Raw genomic sequence first — 17,948 nt, 5'->3', positions numbered from 1 at the left:
GAGCCAGTCTGACAGAAGGCACCCCTGAACGGACGAAGGCGAGCGGACCCCCTCTCAGGGCGAAAGCTGCTGACGTCTCACGATCTCGGCAATCCATGTCGGGGCAAACGGGGACGTGCAGTTCGGGGGAGTCGGATAGTCCTTCAGCACCTCGAGACGCTCTCCGATGGCGACAGCACGGTCACGCTGGTCCTCGTGCGCGATACCGATCTGTGCGAGGCAGGTGTTCATCTCCCACTGCAGGCGGTCCGGGGCGTCCTTCATCTGCTGCTCGATCGTGTCAAGGAGCGCCGACAGATCAAGACCCTCCGGCTGAGAAACAACGCGGTGCGCCGTCAGCGCCCAGCCCGCGCTCGCAACAACCGAGTCAGGGTCGGCGAGCCACAATTGGCGCAGCTCCTCGGCATGCGGAGATTTCTTCACGTTGTAGTTCACGAGCCAATCGTGAACTTTCGGAGCACGCGCCTGTCGCAGCATTCTGTCGAGGTCATCACGCGTGTAATCTCGGGGTCCGCTGATCAGAATGGCGAGGAGCCGTGCTGCGGTGTCGCCTGTGTCCCACAGCTTTGTGGCGAGTTCCGGATTCTTCTTAACTCGCTTCGCGATCGCGCGGAGCGATGAGAGATTGACCCCGTGATCATCGCCGTGCCGTTCATTCACCGCACGCATTCTCGGATTCTCGAGTGCGGCGAGCTCCACCAGCAGCGTGTCGACAGTCTCTTCAGCCACGGCAACTCCTTTGGCCAGCCTTGTGCCCGGATCTTCTTCAGCTTACGCGGCAAAGGCCGTCATCAGGCGAGGAGGGCCGTGATCTGTCTCGTCCCGGCGCGAGTGCGGTTCATGCACACGGGGTGACGTCGCGTAGTCTGGAATCGTGGCAGTCCTACTCTCAGAAATCCTCGCCGCCGCGGACGACCTGTGGCCATCCTCCGGAGCCGAGGAATGGGATGCCACGGGCCTCGCGAGCGGAGATCCTGGCGCAACAGTCGAGCGTGTGCTCCTCGCCGTCGATGCCGTCGGCGCCACCATCGACGAGGCTCTCGCCACGAAGGCACACCTGCTGCTTGTTCACCATCCTCTGCTCATGCGCGGGGTGACGAGCATTGCTGCTGACCGGTACAAGGGCAACATCCTGTCGCGACTCATCCGTCACGACTGCGCTTTGCTGGCTGCTCATACCAACGCAGACGTCGTCGACGGCGGAACATCATCGGCTCTGGCGGGCGCGCTCGGCGTCGTCGACACCGAACCCATCACCCCCGCGCGCAACGGAATTGGAGGCCTCGGTCGCGTCGGATCCCTGACTCACGCGCTTTCCCTCGAGGAGTTCGCGGCGCGCGTTGCCGACGCCCTACCCAAGACCGTCGGCGGCGTGCGTGTTGCGGGTGACCCGACAGCATCCGTCCAGCGCATTGCGATCTGCGGAGGGGCCGGGGACTCGTTGCTCAACCACCCGTCTGTGACGACGGCCGACGTCTACGTCACCAGCGACCTGCGGCACCACCCGGCTTCGGAGTCGCGTGAACAATCCCTGGTGACCGGTGGGCCCGCACTCGTGGATGTTTCGCACTGGGCTGCGGAGTCGCTCTGGTTGAGCACCGCGGCGTCCCAGCTGAGCGCACGCTTCCCCTCGCTCGATGTGCGCGTGAGCGACCAGCGAACCGATCCGTGGGACTTCTCAGTCCATAACGCTTGACGAAAGTGACACCCATGAAAGCACCCCACTCACAGCAGACGAAGCTCCTTGAGCTGCAGCAGATCGATTCACGCGTGGACCAGTTGCGTCACCGCGAGAAGAACCTGCCGGAGAACGCTGCACTTGCCGAGGCCACCGCCGAGCGGGACACCATCAACGCACGACTCGCGACGGAGGTGGGAGCGGTCGAGGACGCTCAGACGGAGCTCAACCGGCTGGAATCGGATGCTGCGACGGTGGCGACACGTCAGCAGCGCGACGAGCAGCGACTGCAGCAGACCTCCTCGGTGAAAGATGTTGCCGCGCTTGAAGCAGAACTGGAGTCTCTCAAGAATCGCACGTCCGCATTGGAGGATCAGCAACTCGAGGCGATGCAGTCCGTTGAGGATGCCACCGCGATTGCTGACGCCACACGAGCCGAGGGAGAGGCGATTCAACAGCGGATCTCAGAGATCACGCAATCGCGCACCGCAGCACTCGATGAGATGTCGGGCGAACTCGGCACGCTTGCCGGGGCGCGTACCGCACTGACAGAGTCGATCCAGGATGATCTGCTCGAGGTATACGAGAAGCAGCGTGCGAAGACCGGCATCGGTGCGGCGCTGTTCCGCCGCGGAACTTGCGGTGGATGCACGATGACTCTGACAGGCCAAGACCTCGCTGATGTTCGTGCCGCCGAGATCGACGACGTTGTGCGCTGCCCGGAATGCAGCTGTGTGGTCGTGCGTACCGAGGAGTCTGGGCTGTGGTGAGCACGATACGATAGATGTGTGAACGGGTCGGCAAGACGGTCGCGTCACCGATAATGGTGCCGAGGAACGTCCGGGCTCCGCAGAGCAGGGTGGTGGGTAACGCCCACCCGAGGCAACTCGCGAGATAGTGCAACAGAAAGCAGACCGCCGCCGGCTTCGGCCGGAGGTAAGGGTGAAAGGGTGGTGTAAGAGACCACCAGCATCCGGGGCGACCCGGGTGGCTTGGTAAACCTCGCCCGGAGCAAGGTCAGACAGGAAACAATGAGGCTGCTCGTCTCGTTTCCGGGTGGACCGCTAGAGGGTCGTGGCAACACGCCCCCGAGAGAGATGGCCGTCCAGGGCGCACGTCGCCTCAACAGAACCCGGCGTATCAGCTGGCCCGTTCACACATATGCCGGATGCATTTCGGATGCTCGTGCCGCTGCCCCGAGGATGCCGGCATTGTTCCGAAGCTGAGCCGGGACGATTTCTGCCGTGAGGTCGAGAAGCGGCAGGAAGTTCTGGTGGTGCTTGGACACACCACCTCCGACAACGATCAGGTCAGGGGATAGGTACACCTCGCAGGCGCTGTAATACCGCTGGAGGCGCTGTGCCCAGTCTTCCCAGGACAACCCTTCGCGTTCACGAGCGGCATTGGACGAGACAGTCTCAGCATCATGTCCGTCAAGTTCAATGTGTCCGAGCTCCACGTTGGGAACAAGGATGCCGTCACAGAGAATCGCCGTGCCGATGCCGGTGCCCAGCGTCGTCATCAACGTCACCCCGTCGGCGTCGCGGGCGGCACCGAACCGAAGCTCAGCGAGCCCAGCAGCATCCGCATCGTTGAGAAAGCTGATGTCGCGCGAGAGCGCGTCTTCGAAAAGCTTCTCAGCGCCGAGCCCGATCCATTCATCAGAGACGTTCGCCGCTGACATCGTCACCCCGTGTTTCACAACGGCTGGGAACGCAACCCCCAGAGGCGCATCGGCGATGTCATCGTGAGCGAGGGAGTCAAAGAGCTCTGTCACCGCATCGATGACGTCTCCGGGGCGGGCGCCGCGTGGCGTGGGAATCTTGATCCGATCGCTGATCAGCGTGCCGGTTCGCACGTTGACGGATGCGCCCTTGATTCCTGTCCCGCCGATGTCGATGCCGATTGCGACGTCTCTGTCGTGTGCGCTCATGCCACCAGATTACCGGTGTCAGGGCAGTGTCAGTACCTCGGCGCCTCGCTCGGTGACGAGGAGGGTGTGCTCGAACTGGGCGGTCAGAGATTTGTCTTTCGTCGTGACCGTCCAGTCGTCCGGCCAGAGGTCCCAGGCGACGTCGCCGAGTGTCAGCATCGGCTCGATCGTGAACACCATCCCGGGCTGAATGATCGTCGCATACTGTGGAGCAGCGTCGTAGTGAGGAATGATCAGCCCTGAATGGAAGGCTTCACCAACGCCGTGCCCGGTGAAGTCGCGGACGACACCGTATCCGAAGCGTTTCGCGTACGACTCGATGGCACGCCCGATCACGTTGATCTCTCGGCCCGGCGCTACGGCCTTGATTCCGCGACGCAAAGCCTCCTCGGTACGTGTGACGAGATCACGTGCAGTCTGCGAGGCGTCACCGACGACGAACGTGCGATTCGTATCACCGTGCACTCCGTCGCGGTACGCGGTGATGTCGATGTTGATGATGTCGCCATCCTTCAGCACCGTGTCGTCGGGGATGCCATGGCAGATGACCTCGTTGATCGAGCTGCAGAGCGATTTCGGAAATCCGCGGTACCCGAGTGTCGACGGATAGGCGCCGTTCTCGATGATGTAGGCATGCCCCACACGATCAAGCTCGTCTGTCGTCACGCCCGGCCGGATCCGCTCTGCAACTGCGTCGATTGCGCGCGCCGCGATCACGCTGGCCGTGCGGATCCGCTGAACCTGATCCTCCGTATAGGTGTCGTCTCCCGTGTATGCCGCAGGAGCCTTCTTGCCGACGTATTCCGGGCGTGCGATGGCGGCGGGAACAGGACGCTGTGGGCCGACGCGTCCGGGGAACAGATGACCGTGTGAATCCTTGGGCATAGACTCGATCCTAAGCGAGCACGGAGGAGGCACCGATGACCGACGATCCATCGACGAAATATTGGTACAACCTCAAGACTGGCGCGGTCGAACACGGCTATGAATCTCCGTCTGTTGACAGGGCGGGCCCTTTCGACACGGCTGAGGAGGCTGCACGGGCCCCGGAGCGATTGGCCGAGAACAGCCGGAAATGGGACGAGGAAGACGAAGCAGAGCGGTGACGTCCGCTCGTCGCACAGGTACGAGTAGTGCTCACCGGATAGCCTGGGTACGGCCATCGGCTGGTGTCGAAAGGGGAATGGATGGACAAGCAGCGTGACTTCGTTCTTCGAACGATCGAGGAACGAGGGATCAAGTTCGTCCGGCTGTGGTTCACCGACGTCGTCGGCACCCTCAAATCGGTCGCCATCGCGCCCGCCGAGGTCGAGGGCGCATTTGCCGAGGGTCTGGGCTTCGACGGCTCCGCGATCGAGGGGTTCACGCGCAGCTACGAGTCAGATCTTCTATCGCTCCCGGATCCCGGGACGTTCCAAGTACTCCCGTGGCGTGGCGAGATCGACCCGACCGCCCGCATGTTCTGTGACCTCACCACTCCAGACGGCCAGCCAGCAGCAGCAGACCCTCGGCACGTCCTCAAGCGCACACTCGAGAAGGCGAAGGATCTCGGGTTCACGTTCTACACGCATCCCGAAGTCGAGTTCTATCTCATGAAGTCGACGGCGCTTGTCGACGGTAGCCCGGTTCCCGTCGACGACGCTGGATACTTCGACAACGTTCCTGGCGGCACCGCGCATGATTTCCGCCGTCGGGCCGTGACCATGCTGGAGGACATCGGGATTTCTGTGGAATACAGTCATCATGAGGGCGGTCCGGGCCAGAACGAGATCGATCTTCGATACGCCGACGCCCTCACTACCGCCGACAACATCATGACTTTCCGAACCGTGGTCAAGGAAGTCGCGATTGAGCAGGGCGTGCACGCGACGTTCATGCCTAAGCCGATGTCCGGTCAGCCAGGGTCGGGAATGCATACACACATGTCGCTCTTCGAGGGCGACACGAATGCCTTTTACGAGGCGGGTGCCCAGTATCAGCTCTCCAAGGTCGGCCGCCAGTTCATCGCCGGGTTGCTCACCCACGCGCAAGAGATCACCGCCGTGACGAACCAGTTCGTGAACTCGTACAAGCGCATCTGGGGCGGCGACGAGGCACCGAGTTTCGTCACCTGGGGCCACAACAACCGTTCAGCGCTCATTCGGGTGCCGATGTACAAGCCACACAAAGGGCAGAGCTCACGCGTGGAGTACCGCGGCATCGACTCCGCGTGCAACCCGTACCTTGCGTTCTCGCTCATGCTGGCCGCCGGCCTCAAGGGAATCGAAGAGGGCTACGAGCTTCCCGCGGAAGCCGAGAACAACGTCTGGAGCCTGTCCGATGCCGAGCGACGTGCGCTCGGGTATGAACCGCTCCCGTCCAACCTTGACCATGCCGTTCAGTACATGGAGCAGTCCGAGCTCGTCGCCGAGACGCTCGGCTCGCAGGTGTACGACTACTTCATGCTCAACAAACGTCAGGAATGGTACGACTATCGGGCACAGGTCACGCCTTACGAGCTGCGCACGAACCTCACCGCTCTGTGACCGCCCATGGCTGCACGTGACCAGTCAGCGCTGAGCGGTCTCGCGCGCGCCGGCTTCGCCCGTCTCACGGAGGCGAAGTCCTGGCTTGCAGAGCTCAGTGATCTCCTCGGCATCCCGTCTGATTCGATCGCCCCTGAGCTCAGCGTTGCCGCCGACCCGGATGCTGCGCTGACGCACCTCATCGATCTCGAACGAGCACACAAGGGAAGTGTCGGCGGGCTCTGGAGCGAGGAGTCCCCGCGACGAGCGCTCGTGCGTGTCGTGGGAGCGTCGAGCGGGCTCGCCGAGTTTCTCCTCCGACATCCAGAGCACCTCGATGTGATGACCCGCAGCGGGGAACGCATTCCGACAGCATCCGAAATGCGCGATGACTTTGCGACGGCACTGGGGGAGTCTCACGGGTTCGCTGACCGGAGCGATGATGCCGCTGCTTGCCTGTTGCGCGAAAGGTACCGCCGACTCCTCACCCGAATCGCCATCGTGGACCTCAGCGCCCAAGATCCGCGAGAGGTGCTTGACGAGGTGACCGGATATCTCACGGATGCCGCCGCCGCTGTTCTCGAGGCGTCACTGTGGATCGCGCGAAGCCGCGTCAGCGACCCGGACGTGGGTAGTGCTCTCTTCCCGCGCGCCGATGTCGAACAGACCAGGATCGCGATCATCGGAATGGGTAAGGCCGGAGCACGTGAGCTGAATTACGTCAGCGATGTTGACGTGATCTACGTGGCGGAGCCTGACGGCGATTTGGGCCAGAGCAGAGCGATCGACGTCGCGACACGCCTGGCCATGCAGGTGCAGCGCATCATTGACGAACCAGACATCGAACCTGGGCTCTGGGAAGTCGACCCGAATCTGCGGCCGGAGGGCAAAGACGGTGCGCTCGTGCGCAGCCTGGACTCCCACGCCGCGTACTACGCACGCTGGGCGAAGAGCTGGGAGTTTCAGGCCCTCCTCAAGGCGAGGCCGTTGGCGGGAGACCCCGAGCTCGGGCAAAGCTATATCGACGAGATCTGGCCCCTCGTCTGGGACACTGCCCACCGGGAAGACTTCGTGGAATCCGTCCAGTCGATGCGGGGGCGCGTGACCGCGAACATCCCCGCTGACGAGGTTCAGCGCCAGATCAAGCTGGGGCCGGGCGGGCTGCGGGACGTCGAATTTACCGTGCAGCTTCTTCAGCTCGTGCATGGCCAAGCTGATGAGGAGGTGCGTCACCGGGGGACGTTGCCTGCATTATCCGCGCTGTCTGACGCGGGCTACATCGGGCGTCAGGAAGCGTCGGAATTCGCGGAAGCGTACCGTTTTCTTCGCGTTCTCGAGCACCGCCTCCAACTCGTACGTTTGCGGCGAACGCACCTGATGCCGCGTGAGGAAGAGAGCCTTCGCGTTCTCGCACGAGCAGCGCGGCAGTCCGGCGGAGCCTCGAGCCTCGTGAAAGCGTGGGAAAAGACGAAGCACGACGTGCGAGAACTGCACGAGAGGCTGTTTTTCCGCCCGCTCCTGAGCGCTGTCGCGGCTCTGCCCGAAGACGAGCTCACGCTCAGCACGGACCAGGCGAAGGCCCGACTCACGGCAATCGGATTCCGGGATCCACGCGGAGCGCTGTCACATATTGCCGCGCTTACGGCGGGGGTCTCTCGACGCGCAGCGATTCAGCGTCACCTGCTGCCCGTGATGCTGCGCTGGTTCGCGGAGGGAGCCGACCCTGACTACGGCCTTCTCGCGTTTCGCCGCTTGAGTGATGCTCTGGGCTCGACGCACTGGTTCCTGCGCATGCTGCGCGACTCGTCGATGGTTGCGGAGCGACTCACGCGTGTGCTGTCGAGTTCGCGCTACGTCGGTGAGCTCCTCGCCGCGTTTCCCGAGTCCTCGGCCTGGCTGGAGAATGACTCAGAACTGCGCCCGCTCAGCTCCAGGGCATTGCGTGACGAGATGCAGGCAATTTTCTCGCGGCATGAATCGCTCGAGCGCGCGGCGAAGGCCGTGCTCCGCGTGCGCCGCCGTGAGATTCTGCGACTGGCGCTCGGGGCGATCCTTGATATCGACGGGGTGACCGAACTCGGCCCAGCGCTGGCCGACATCACTGACGTCACGCTTCAGGGAGTACTGCGGCAGATTCGATCGACGGTGGACGGCCGGGACCTTCTCGAATTCGCTGTCGTCGGAATGGGGCGGTTTGGGGGAGCAGAGCTGGGCTTCGGCTCGGATACCGATGTCATCTATGTCTTCCGCCCGCTCACCGACGACTCATCTCAGGCACAGTCGATCGCGCAGAAGTATGTTTCCGAGCTGACGCGTCTCACCGACGACCCCGTGCTTCCGTTTGATCTCGACGTTGATCTGCGACCCGAGGGCAAGAACGGACCACTCGTGCGTTCCCTCTCGTCGTACCGCAGCTACTACGAACGCTGGTCGCTGACCTGGGAGGCTCAGGCGCTGCTGAGGGCTCGCGGCGTTGCCGGCGACGAGAATCTGATCGCCGACTTCACAGCCATGGCGGATGCTGTGCGATATCCGGAGCAGATCAGCGAGAACGATGTCCGCGAAGTGAAGCGCATCAAGGCTCGCGTCGAGAATGAGCGGCTGCCGCGCGGCGCCGATCCACTGCGGCACGTCAAGCTAGGGCGCGGATCGCTCAGCGATGTCGAGTGGTTCGTACAGCTTATCCAGTTGCAGCACGCGCACGAGATTCCTACGTTGCAGACAACATCGACGCTCACGGCTCTTGACGAGGCCAGGTCGAACGGTCTCATCAAGGATGACGAGGTCGAGCAGTTGCGAGACGCATGGATCTTCGCTTCCCGGGTGCGTTCAGCGATGACGCTCTGGCTGAACCGCACAACTGATGTGCTGCCGTCAGAACGACGTCAGCTTGAGGGAATCGCCCGAATTCTCGAGTATCCGCCTGGTTCCGCGGGAGTGCTCGAGGAGGACTACTTCACCATCACCCGACGTTCCCGCCGGGTCTTCGAGCAGTCTTTCTACGGCCGGCCAGATCTACCGCACACCCGGGCCTTCTGATCAGCGTTCGCACAGACGAGGGCCGGACGATGCCTATCGTCCGGCCCTCGCGTGCGTGCTGCTACTACACTCCGAAGTAGAGCTCGAACTCATACGGGTGTGGCCTGAGGGCAAGAGGCTTTAGCTCGTTCTCGCGCTTGTAGTCGATCCACGTGTCGATCAGCTCACGGGTAAATACACCGCCTTCGAGAAGGAAGTCGTGATCGGCCTCGAGGGCGTCGAGGGCGGCTCCGAGTGACGCGGGCACCTGCGGGATTCCCTTGGCCTCTTCTGGCGGAAGCTCATAAAGGTCCTTGTCGATCGGATCCATGGGTTCAATGCGGTTCTTGACCCCGTCGAGCCCAGCCATCAGCTGTGCCGCGAATGCGAGGTACGGGTTGCCTGAGGCATCAGGGGCGCGGAATTCAATGCGCTTAGCCTTTGCGTTGGTACCGGTGATCGGGATGCGAATGGACGCCGACCGGTTGCCCGCCGAGTAGACGAGATTGACTGGCGCTTCGAAACCAGGAACAAGACGGTGGTAGGAGTTCACCGTCGGGTTCGTGAACGCGAGTACGGCTGGCGCATGGGCGAGCAGGCCCCCGATGTACCAGCGCGCGAGGTCTGACAGCCCTCCGTAACCGTTCTCGTCGTAGAAAAGCGGTTCCCCGCCGTTCCACAGCGATTGGTGGGTGTGCATTCCCGAACCGTTATCGCCGTACAGCGGCTTTGGCATGAACGTCGCCGTCTTGCCCCATTGCTCAGCCGTGTTCTTGACGATGTATTTGAATTTCAGGATGTCATCTGCCGAGTGGACCATCGTGTCGAATCGGTAGTTGATCTCACCCTGACCCGCCGTGCCGACTTCATGGTGGCTGCGCTCGAGCTCGAGGCCGACATCGGTCAGCTTGATGCAGATGTCATCGCGAAGGTCGGCGTGTTTGTCCACCGGGCTGACAGGGAAGTACCCACCTTTGAACGGGGTCTTGTTCCCCAGGTTTCCGCCCTCTTCGACGCGGGCTGAGTTCCAGGCGCCCTCGCCGGAGTCAACGCTGTGGAATGCGGTGTTCTCTTTGACCTCGTAGCGCACGTCATCGAAGATGTAGAACTCGGCCTCGGGTGCGAAGAATGCGGTGTCTGCGATTCCCGTTGACGTGAGGTACTTTTCCGCCTTCTTCGCGACCTGACGCGGATCCTTCGCATAGATCTCTCCGGTGCGAGGGTTATAGATATCAAAGATGAGTACGAGCGTGCGTTCCCGGCGGAACGGATCAACGTACGCGGTGGAGACGTCAGGGATCAACTGCATGTCTGATTCGTGGATGCTGGCAAACCCGCGAATCGAGGATCCATCGAAGAGCTGGCCCACGCTGAAAAAGTCCTCGTCAACCGTCGACGCCGGGATATTGAAGTGCTGCTGCACCCCGGGAAGATCGGTAAAACGGATGTCGACGAATTTGACATCTGTCTCCTTGATGAATTCGAGAACGTCCGAGGGGGAACTGAACATGCGGGTCACTCCAGATGTCTGATTCTGATCACGCTGCGCCATGCAACGACAACACCATAGAGCGGGGCGATTTCTCGTCGGTATCACTCATGTTTCCACGATGTTTCGTCGGCACGGCCCAGCTAGAATGGCGTTGTGCCACCCTCCAACATACCCGGTCAGACTTTCGGCGACCTTGCTCCGAGTGAATATCCAGGTGAAAGGCTGGGTCTTCCGCGCGAGGGGCACGGCAGTATTGCCCGGTTCGGGCGACGCCTCATCGGGCTGATCATCGACTGGGCAATCGCGTCGCTGATTGTCTCCGGCCTTGCGGCTCTCCTGCCATCGCTCGCCTCTCTGGCACAGCATCCCGCGACAATCCCGCTGGCTTTCGCTGTGCTCCAGGTGATCTTCATTCCGACGATCGGCGGAAGCATCGGGCATCGCCTCTGCGGGATGCGCCTCGTCCCGCTCGCGGGCGGCTATGTCGGACTGTGGCGGCCGGCGCTGCGCACCGTTCTGCTCTGCCTGATCGTCCCGATTCTCGTGTGGGACTCCGACCAGCGCGGATTCCACGACAAGATCGCGGCGACCGTACTGATCAGAGGCTAACTGCCGTGATCAGCGCGCACGCTGCGGGCGGACCTTGTACGGGTCGACGCCCTTCGGGATCGGAAGCTGATTGTTCAGTGATCCCAGCCGATTCGTGATGGCGAGTACTTCCGCCTTCGTCAGCTGTCGCTTCACCTTGCGCATCGACTTGGCGAGCTTGTAGAGCGGAATCGAATCGTCATCCGGTCCGACCTGAAAGACGGAGATCGGAACGTTGGGCAGGACTCGTTTGACCTTTCGCCGCTCATCCTCAAGCATGCGCTTTGTTCGAGACGCGGGGCCCTCGGCGACGAGCGCAACCCCTCCGCGTCCGACGGCACGGTAGATGGCATCCTGCGTGCGACCGTTGACATTTACCGGCATCTCGCTACCGGCCCATCCGCGGGGGAGCGAACTCTTGAACACGGCTCCGACGGCACCCGCCTGACCACTGATCTGACTGTACGCGGCTTTCTCCGCACGACGGCCGAGGATGATCATCGCGGCCAAAAGACCGGCGAGCAGTCCCGATAGGATCCACATCACCATCATGAAGACGTTGCCACCAGCAAGGAACACGGCAAGAAGAACACCCGCGGCCACACCGAGAACGAGGCCGAGAAGCATCCACCATTGTGCGAGCGAGTCGTAACGACGCGTCATCTGGAAGACTTGCCACATCTGCTTCAGGCGGCCAGGTTCCTTCGTCGATTTCGCGCTCTTTGACTCTCGTGCCATGTCATCCAGGATACGTCACCGCGGCAGCTGTTAGCGACGTGAGAGCGCCCCTCGTGGGTTCATTCGCCCACAGCGCAGGCGACGTGTCTGGTTATACACAGCAACCGAACGACGAGGATGCTCGAACCGCAGCGTGAGGCAGAATCACCCCATGACACAGTCACTGTCCAACCGTCAGGCTGATTCCCGGTGGCCGACAAGCTCTGAGGCGACGATGTGCGGGTACAGTCCGCTGCGACGCTTGCACACCGGCGAACGGACGACGGCCTTCCTCGCACGTGCCCCAGGCTCTGAGGTCCATGTCGTCCTCCGGGTCTTCACCGGACCGGATGGACCGGCTCGCGCTCTTACAGAGCTGGAGATGGCGGCACAGGTCGATACCCCGCATCTCCAGAGGGCTAAAGACATCGGCGTCTCGCCGACGAATGACCCGGTTCTTGTGACCGCGCGCCTGGGCCGCAGGCTCAGTGAGCTTCTCGACGGCGGAGGACACATCGCTCCCGGCTCAATTGTCACGCTTGCCGCACCCCTCGCGGCGGCTCTACGTTGCCTGCATGAAAACGGAATCGCTCACGGCGCCGTGGACGTCGCGCACATCAGGCTCGCCTCAGATGGCAGTCCTGTTCTGGTGGGAGCGGACGGCGGGCTGTCCGCAACTCCGACAAATGTCCGCTCCGATCTCGAGGGGTTCGCTCACCTCCTGGACTCGGTTTTGCAGAACAGCGATGGCAGCTGCAGGTCTCGCGGCATGAGCGAGATCACGGCATGGTTACGCAATCGGTGCCAGGGTCCGGATCGACCACCGCCGGATACCTATGCCGATCTAGAACGTCGCATCTTCGCACTGGCGACACCACTGCCGTTCGCCGTCGGCGAGAGACAGCCCGTACCGACGCAACGGACAGATTGGGTGCGAGATCGCTCGGTTCGTCGGCGTGATGGCGGTTCCCCCGTCGCGGCTCTCCTCGAGGGGGAGCTGTCGTTCTCACTCGAGGAGACGCGAAATCTCCTCCGTCAGATTGTCGACCGACTGCGTGGCAGGCGCGGACGCCTCGTACTCGTCGCGGTACTGATCTTCGCTGTCTTCCTGACAGGCACCCTGTGGCTCCTTCCGCAGCGCACGTCTGCGGACGAGTCCTCAAGCGCACCGACGAAACGTCCCGTCCCCCCCGCAACGATGGCCGACGTCGCCCCTGCGGACCTGGACGAGAGCAAAGCACTCGACAAACTGCTCGCTATGCGACGCGTATGCCAGGAACAGAGCCATGCGGCGCGGTGCCTCGCCCACGTCTATGAAACTGGGTCTCCGGCGTTAGAGGCCGACAGGGCGGCTTTAGGCGCCTCAGCTCGTGATCCCTTTCCGGTGCTGAGCCTCGAGCCTGCGCGTCGAGACGTCACCGCGCAACGGGTCTCAGGCGGTTTCGCAGCGTTCATCGTCAGAGATTCGGACGCCAAAAACCAGCCGGTCTCCGTCATTCTGACGATGACGGAGACCGGCTGGTTGATACGCGATATCTTCGATGCTTAGAGGCCGAGCTGACTCTCAAAGTCGTCGTTCTCAAGCGCGTTCGTGACAGCCGCGAGGAACCGCGACGCGTCGGTACTGTCGATGATGCGCTGATCATACGAGAGCGACAAGTACGCGATCGAGCGGACGGCAATCGCATCGGAACCGTCGACGACAACGACCACGGGGCGCTTGACGACAGCACCGACGCTGAGCGCTGCTGACTGAGGCAGAAACACCAGCGGAGTCTCGATGAGAGCACCACGATCTGCTGAACTCGCAATCGTGAAGGTCCCGCCCGAGAGCTCATCCGGCTTCAGGCTGTTCGACCGAGTGCGCTCTGCCAGGTCATCGATCGATGTCGCCAGCCCGGCCACATCGAGCGACGAGGCATTCTTGATCACAGGACTCAGCAGACCACGATCGGTATCAACAGCAACGCTCAGGTTCTCAGCACCGGGGTAGACGATCTGATCACCGTCGACGGTGGCGTTGATGATCGGGTGCTCCTGGAGCGCCTGTGTCGCTGCCTTGGCGAAGAACGGAAGCACATCGAGCGCTTTGCCTGTCTTCTCGGTGAACTTTTGCTGCACGCGCTCAATGAGCTGAACGACGGGCGTCACATCCGCCTCGACGACCGTTGTCACCTGCGCCGTCGTCTGGCGCGACGAGACAGCCTGCTCCGCGGCGACACTGCGCAGCCGGGTCATCGGCTGTGACGTGCCACGCAACTCGGATACAGCCGCGGGGGTCGGTGCCCCTGAGCTCGTGGAACGGGAGGCGGCGTCCAGGACGTCTTCCTTGCGGACACGTCCTCCCACTCCCGTCCCTTCGACAGTCGACAGATCCACACCGTGCTGGTTCGCAAGCCGCCGTACGAGTGGCGTGACATAGCCCGCATTGCCCGTAACATCGACCGTCTCTGCCTGGACAGGTGCGGACGATGACTGTGCGGGTTCTGTGGACGATGACGCGGACTCTGACGCGGCGGCAGGCCTCTCGGGCACCGTTTCGGGCTCAGACGGCTGCTCTGGGCGTGATTCCTCCGCTACCTTCTCGGGCTCCGCAGGCGCGTCTGATTCTGCGGTTTCAGACTGTTCTGGCGCTGCGTCATTCTCGGTCTGCTCATCAGACGCGCTGGGCTCAGACGAGGATTCGTCTTCGCTGTGATCGCTATCACCGGCAGGAACGTCAGACGAGGACGTCCCGGATCCGTCGCCGACCTTCGCGAGCGGAGCGCCGACGTCGATCGTGTCGTCTTCCTCCGCGTAGACCTCCTCCAGCACGCCCGCAACGGGCGACGGGATCTCCGTATCGACTTTGTCGGTCGATACTTCGAGCAGCGGTTCGTCGACATCGACGTGATCACCCACACTCTTCAGCCAGCGGGTGACCGTCCCCTCGGTGACACTTTCGCCGAGTGCCGGCAGGTTCACCGTTTCGCTCATGACCTCGTCTCCTTTGAAAGCATTTCCTACTCCTAGCGTATCGATCAGAGCGCGTGCAGGGGCTTGCCAGCCAGCGCGAGGAACGCCTCTCCCAGCGCCTCGCCCTGTGTCGGGTGAGCATGGATGAGCGGCGCAACGTCCTCGGGGTAGGCCTCCCAATTCACCGCGAGCTGAGCCTCGGAAATGAGCTCGCCGACGCGGGCGCCGATCATGTGTACCCCGACGACAGGACCCTCGTTGACACGTACGACCTTCACGAGGCCACTCGTGTCGATGATCTCGCTCTTGCCGTTTCCGGCCAAGTTGTAGTCATACGCGGTGATCGCATCATCGCCGTACTGTTCCTTAGCCTTCGCCTCGGTCAGGCCGACGGAGGCGACCTCCGGGTCGCAATATGTCACCTTGGGAATGTTCACGTCTGAGATCACGACGGGCTTCTGACCAGCGATCTCTTCGGCGACGAAGATTCCCTGTTGGAAACCACGGTGCGCAAGCTGGAGTCCCGGCACGATGTCACCGACCGCGTACACGCCGGAGACATTCGTCTCAAGCCGGTCATTCGTGAGAACGAATCCGCGATCCATCTCGATTCCGACCTCGTCGTAGCCGAGTCCTTCGGTCACGGGCCCACGCCCAACAGCGACGAGCAGGATGTCGGCGTCGATGGTTTCGTCGGTCTCGAGGGTGACGGTGACGCCATCATCTTTCTGATCGACCGATTTGAACTTGGTGCCGATCTTGTAGTCGATTCCGCGACGGCGGAACTGACGCTCGAGCAGCTTGCTGATCGTCTCGTCCTCGTTCGGGACGAGATGCGGCAGACCCTCGATCACTGTGACCTCGGCGCCAAATGAGCGCCAGACACTGGCGAACTCCACGCCGATCACGCCACCCCCAAGCACGGCGACCTTCTTGGGTACGTAATCCAGTGAGAGCGCCTCTTCGCTCGTGATCACACGGCCGCCGATCTCGAGACCAGGCAGAGACCTGCTGTACGACCCGGTGGCGAGGATGATGTTCTTCCCAGTGATCGTGGTGTCGCCGACCTGCACCGTCGTGGGGGAGGTGAGACGCCCTTCGCCCTCGATCGTCGTGATCTTGCGTGCCTTGACGAGTCCCTGCAGTCCCTTGTACTTCTTCGCGATGATTCCTTCGCGGTACGCGGTGACGCCCTCGATGTCGATTCCGTCGAACGACGTCTTGACGCCGAACTTCGCGGAATCGCGAGCGTAGTCTGCCACCTCGGCGGCATGCAGAAGCGCCTTGGTCGGGATGCAGCCGCGGTGGAGGCACGTGCCTCCGACCTTGTCCTTCTCGATCAGTGCGACGGAGAATCCGAGCTCACTGCCTCGGAGCGCCGCTGCGTATCCGCCACTTCCGCCGCCGAGTACGACGATGTCAAAATTCTGCTCCGACACTGAGCTTCTCCCTTTGCCGATTGATGGTGCGGTTTCGTATCGCACGCCGGTGTGCAGCGAGCGACCGTTTGGTTGCGCTGAAGCGCCTCTTCGACCTTACTACGCGCTGGCCTGCTGTTCGGCGAGCGCGAGCAGTGTCCGGACGGTGACGCCCGTAGCTCCTTTTCCGTTGTACCCGTATGTTGCGGTGCCGTTGTCACCGGGGCCTGCGATGTCGAGGTGGACCCACGAGATCTTCTCGTCAGAGCCCTCTCGTGTGCCGACGAATTCCGAGAGGAAATGCCCCGCGACCAGCATCCCGCCCTCGCGTCGTGAGAGATTCGCGTTGACCATGTCGGCGACATCTGAATCGAGAGCTGAGCGGAGTTCAGCTGGAAGGGGCATCTCCCAGAACTTCTCGCCGATCCGGTCGGCGATTGCGACGACATTTGCGGCGCTGTCGTCGTTGCCCATCACGCCCGTGTAGCGCTTGCCGAGCGCCACGACTGCGGCACCGGTCAGCGTGGCGACATCGACGATCAGATCAGGGTGCTCTTCACTGGCGGCAGCGAGACCGTCAGCCATGACGAGACGTCCCTCGGCATCGGTGTTTGTCACCTCGACGGTGCGCCCACCGTACATCTTGAGCACGTCTCCGGGGCGCGTGGCTGATCCCGATGGCATGTTCTCCGCCATGCACAACCACGCCGTTACGCGCGTGGCGATTCCGATGCGGGCAGCGGCGGTGATCGTCGCCAACGCGGTCGCGGCACCGAGCATGTCGTACTTCATGCCCATCATGCCGGTCGACGGCTTGAGCGAGAGTCCACCGGTATCGAATGTGATGCCCTTTCCGACGAGGGCGATGTGCGAGGTCGCACCGGCAGGCGAGTAATCGAGCTTGACAAGTCTCGGGCCGTGCTCAGAGCCGCGTCCGACGCCGATGATGCCACCAAAGCCGTCGGCCTCGAGCTGTGGAACGTCCCACACGGTCGTCTCGATCGGAAGACCGGATGCCTCGTCGGATGCCGCTGCGGCGAAGTCCTCGGGAGTCAGCTCGGACGCCGAGGTGTTGCCGAGATCGCGGACAAGATGCACGGCGCGCGCTGTTGCGGTCACGCGCAGCACCTCGTCGTCGCTGAGCGGCTCCGGCGCCACGATCGTCACAGAGGCAACGGGCGCCGTCTTGTCGCTCACACCCTTCTCACTCGTGTACGTGTACGCACCGAGCGCAGCCCCCTCGGCGACAGCGACCACGTCAGCGTGGTCTGTGAGAGGCAGGGCGAAGCGAACGGATGCTGTTCCCGCGAGCTGCCGCACGGCGGATCCCGCGGCCTGCCGAAGCGACTCAGGCGTGGCCTCGCGACCGATTCCAATGACCGCGACAACCGTCGACGGGGAGTCCGGAACCACAGCGCGCGTCATCGAGTCGGCGGCGCCGCTGACGCCAAGCGCGCTGAGGACTCCGGACAGGCTCTCAAAACCGTCGACGGCGTGGAGGCGTGGTCCATCAGGCGTCGCAATCGCCCCGACGATGGTGATGTCGGCGTCTGCGGAGAGAGGGGAATCAGGTGCAAAATCAAGCGAGAGTGTGCTCATACCTTCATGCTATCGGCGTCCACGTTCGCTCTGGGCGCTACGACAG

General features: G+C 62.6%; 15 protein-coding genes and 1 other RNA gene. 8 read left to right on the top strand and 8 right to left on the bottom strand.

What is annotated here, in order from left to right; translation table 11 throughout:
- Positions 1-54 precede the first annotated feature (54 nt).
- Positions 55-729, bottom strand: coding sequence for a DNA alkylation repair protein (locus OK352_RS15305; protein WP_265142370.1), 675 nt, complete (start codon positions 727-729; stop codon positions 55-57).
- A 145-nt stretch (positions 730-874) separates the two neighbouring features.
- On the opposite strand from OK352_RS15305, the gene OK352_RS15300 reads away from it, so the two are divergent.
- The 3 genes from OK352_RS15300 to rnpB all read left to right on the top strand — a co-directional run bounded on the left by OK352_RS15300 (position 875) and on the right by rnpB (position 2,834).
- Positions 875-1,696 carry a Nif3-like dinuclear metal center hexameric protein gene (locus OK352_RS15300; RefSeq protein ID WP_265142369.1) on the top strand — a complete coding sequence of 274 codons (822 nt, stop codon included), beginning with the start codon at positions 875-877 and terminating at the stop codon, positions 1,694-1,696.
- A gap of 14 nt (positions 1,697-1,710) precedes the next feature.
- The gene (locus OK352_RS15295; RefSeq protein ID WP_265142368.1) at positions 1,711-2,448 is read left to right on the top strand and encodes a zinc ribbon domain-containing protein; all 738 of its coding nucleotides are present in this window, start codon (positions 1,711-1,713) and stop codon (positions 2,446-2,448) included.
- 23 nt (positions 2,449-2,471) lie between these two features.
- Positions 2,472-2,834: RNase P RNA component class A (gene rnpB, locus OK352_RS15290), an RNA gene on the top strand.
- Here the strand turns inward: rnpB and ppgK are convergent.
- Together ppgK and map are read right to left on the bottom strand one after the other, a co-directional pair.
- The gene (ppgK, locus tag OK352_RS15285) at positions 2,832-3,611 is read right to left on the bottom strand and encodes a polyphosphate--glucose phosphotransferase (RefSeq protein WP_265142367.1); all 780 of its coding nucleotides are present in this window, start codon (positions 3,609-3,611) and stop codon (positions 2,832-2,834) included. The two genes, rnpB and ppgK, sit on opposite strands and share 3 nt — an antisense overlap.
- An 18-nt stretch (positions 3,612-3,629) precedes the next feature.
- The gene (gene map / locus OK352_RS15280; protein WP_265142366.1) at positions 3,630-4,496 is read right to left on the bottom strand and encodes a type I methionyl aminopeptidase; all 867 of its coding nucleotides are present in this window, start codon (positions 4,494-4,496) and stop codon (positions 3,630-3,632) included.
- A gap of 35 nt (positions 4,497-4,531) precedes the next feature.
- On the opposite strand from map, the gene OK352_RS15275 reads away from it, so the two are divergent.
- From OK352_RS15275 to OK352_RS15265, 3 genes are all read left to right on the top strand, one after another.
- Positions 4,532-4,717 carry an SPOR domain-containing protein gene (locus OK352_RS15275; protein WP_265142365.1) on the top strand — a complete coding sequence of 62 codons (186 nt, stop codon included), beginning with the start codon at positions 4,532-4,534 and terminating at the stop codon, positions 4,715-4,717.
- A gap of 81 nt (positions 4,718-4,798) precedes the next feature.
- Positions 4,799-6,136, top strand: coding sequence for a type I glutamate--ammonia ligase (gene glnA, locus OK352_RS15270; RefSeq protein ID WP_265142364.1), 1,338 nt, complete (start codon positions 4,799-4,801; stop codon positions 6,134-6,136).
- A 6-nt stretch (positions 6,137-6,142) separates the two neighbouring features.
- Complete coding sequence (locus tag OK352_RS15265; RefSeq protein ID WP_265142363.1) at positions 6,143-9,154, top strand: bifunctional [glutamine synthetase] adenylyltransferase/[glutamine synthetase]-adenylyl-L-tyrosine phosphorylase; 3,012 nt, start codon at positions 6,143-6,145, stop codon at positions 9,152-9,154.
- Between the two features lie 64 nt (positions 9,155-9,218).
- Here OK352_RS15265 and glnA (OK352_RS15260) read toward each other — a convergent pair whose 3' ends face one another.
- Positions 9,219-10,643 (bottom strand): type I glutamate--ammonia ligase, encoded by a 1,425-nt coding sequence (gene glnA, locus OK352_RS15260; RefSeq protein ID WP_265142542.1) that lies wholly within the window; start codon positions 10,641-10,643, stop codon positions 9,219-9,221.
- 135 nt (positions 10,644-10,778) lie between these two features.
- Between glnA (OK352_RS15260) and OK352_RS15255 the strand changes: the two genes are divergently transcribed.
- On the top strand, positions 10,779-11,234 hold the full coding sequence (locus OK352_RS15255) for an RDD family protein (protein WP_265142362.1): 456 nt from the start codon (positions 10,779-10,781) through the stop codon (positions 11,232-11,234).
- A gap of 9 nt (positions 11,235-11,243) precedes the next feature.
- Here OK352_RS15255 and OK352_RS15250 read toward each other — a convergent pair whose 3' ends face one another.
- The gene (locus OK352_RS15250) at positions 11,244-11,951 is read right to left on the bottom strand and encodes a DUF4191 domain-containing protein (protein WP_265142361.1); all 708 of its coding nucleotides are present in this window, start codon (positions 11,949-11,951) and stop codon (positions 11,244-11,246) included.
- Between the two features lie 151 nt (positions 11,952-12,102).
- Here OK352_RS15250 and OK352_RS15245 point away from each other — a divergent pair, with 151 nt between their 5' ends.
- Positions 12,103-13,479: a serine/threonine-protein kinase gene (locus OK352_RS15245; RefSeq protein ID WP_265142360.1), complete on the top strand. Its 1,377-nt coding sequence runs from the start codon at positions 12,103-12,105 to the stop codon at positions 13,477-13,479.
- Here OK352_RS15245 and OK352_RS15240 read toward each other — a convergent pair.
- From OK352_RS15240 to OK352_RS15230, 3 genes are all read right to left on the bottom strand, one after another.
- Positions 13,476-14,906 carry a 2-oxo acid dehydrogenase subunit E2 gene (locus tag OK352_RS15240; RefSeq protein ID WP_265142359.1) on the bottom strand — a complete coding sequence of 477 codons (1,431 nt, stop codon included), beginning with the start codon at positions 14,904-14,906 and terminating at the stop codon, positions 13,476-13,478. The two genes, OK352_RS15245 and OK352_RS15240, sit on opposite strands and share 4 nt — an antisense overlap.
- A gap of 44 nt (positions 14,907-14,950) precedes the next feature.
- Positions 14,951-16,324: a dihydrolipoyl dehydrogenase gene (gene lpdA / locus OK352_RS15235; protein WP_265142358.1), complete on the bottom strand. Its 1,374-nt coding sequence runs from the start codon at positions 16,322-16,324 to the stop codon at positions 14,951-14,953.
- 99 nt (positions 16,325-16,423) lie between these two features.
- Positions 16,424-17,902: a leucyl aminopeptidase gene (locus OK352_RS15230; protein ID WP_265142357.1), complete on the bottom strand. Its 1,479-nt coding sequence runs from the start codon at positions 17,900-17,902 to the stop codon at positions 16,424-16,426.
- Positions 17,903-17,948 lie beyond the last annotated feature (46 nt).

The organism is Microbacterium sp. MPKO10 (genome assembly GCF_026107415.2).
GTDB lineage: Bacteria > Actinomycetota > Actinomycetes > Actinomycetales > Microbacteriaceae > Paramicrobacterium.
The sequence above is the reverse complement of the archived record's forward strand: the minus strand, read 5'-3'. Positions and strand labels throughout refer to the sequence as shown.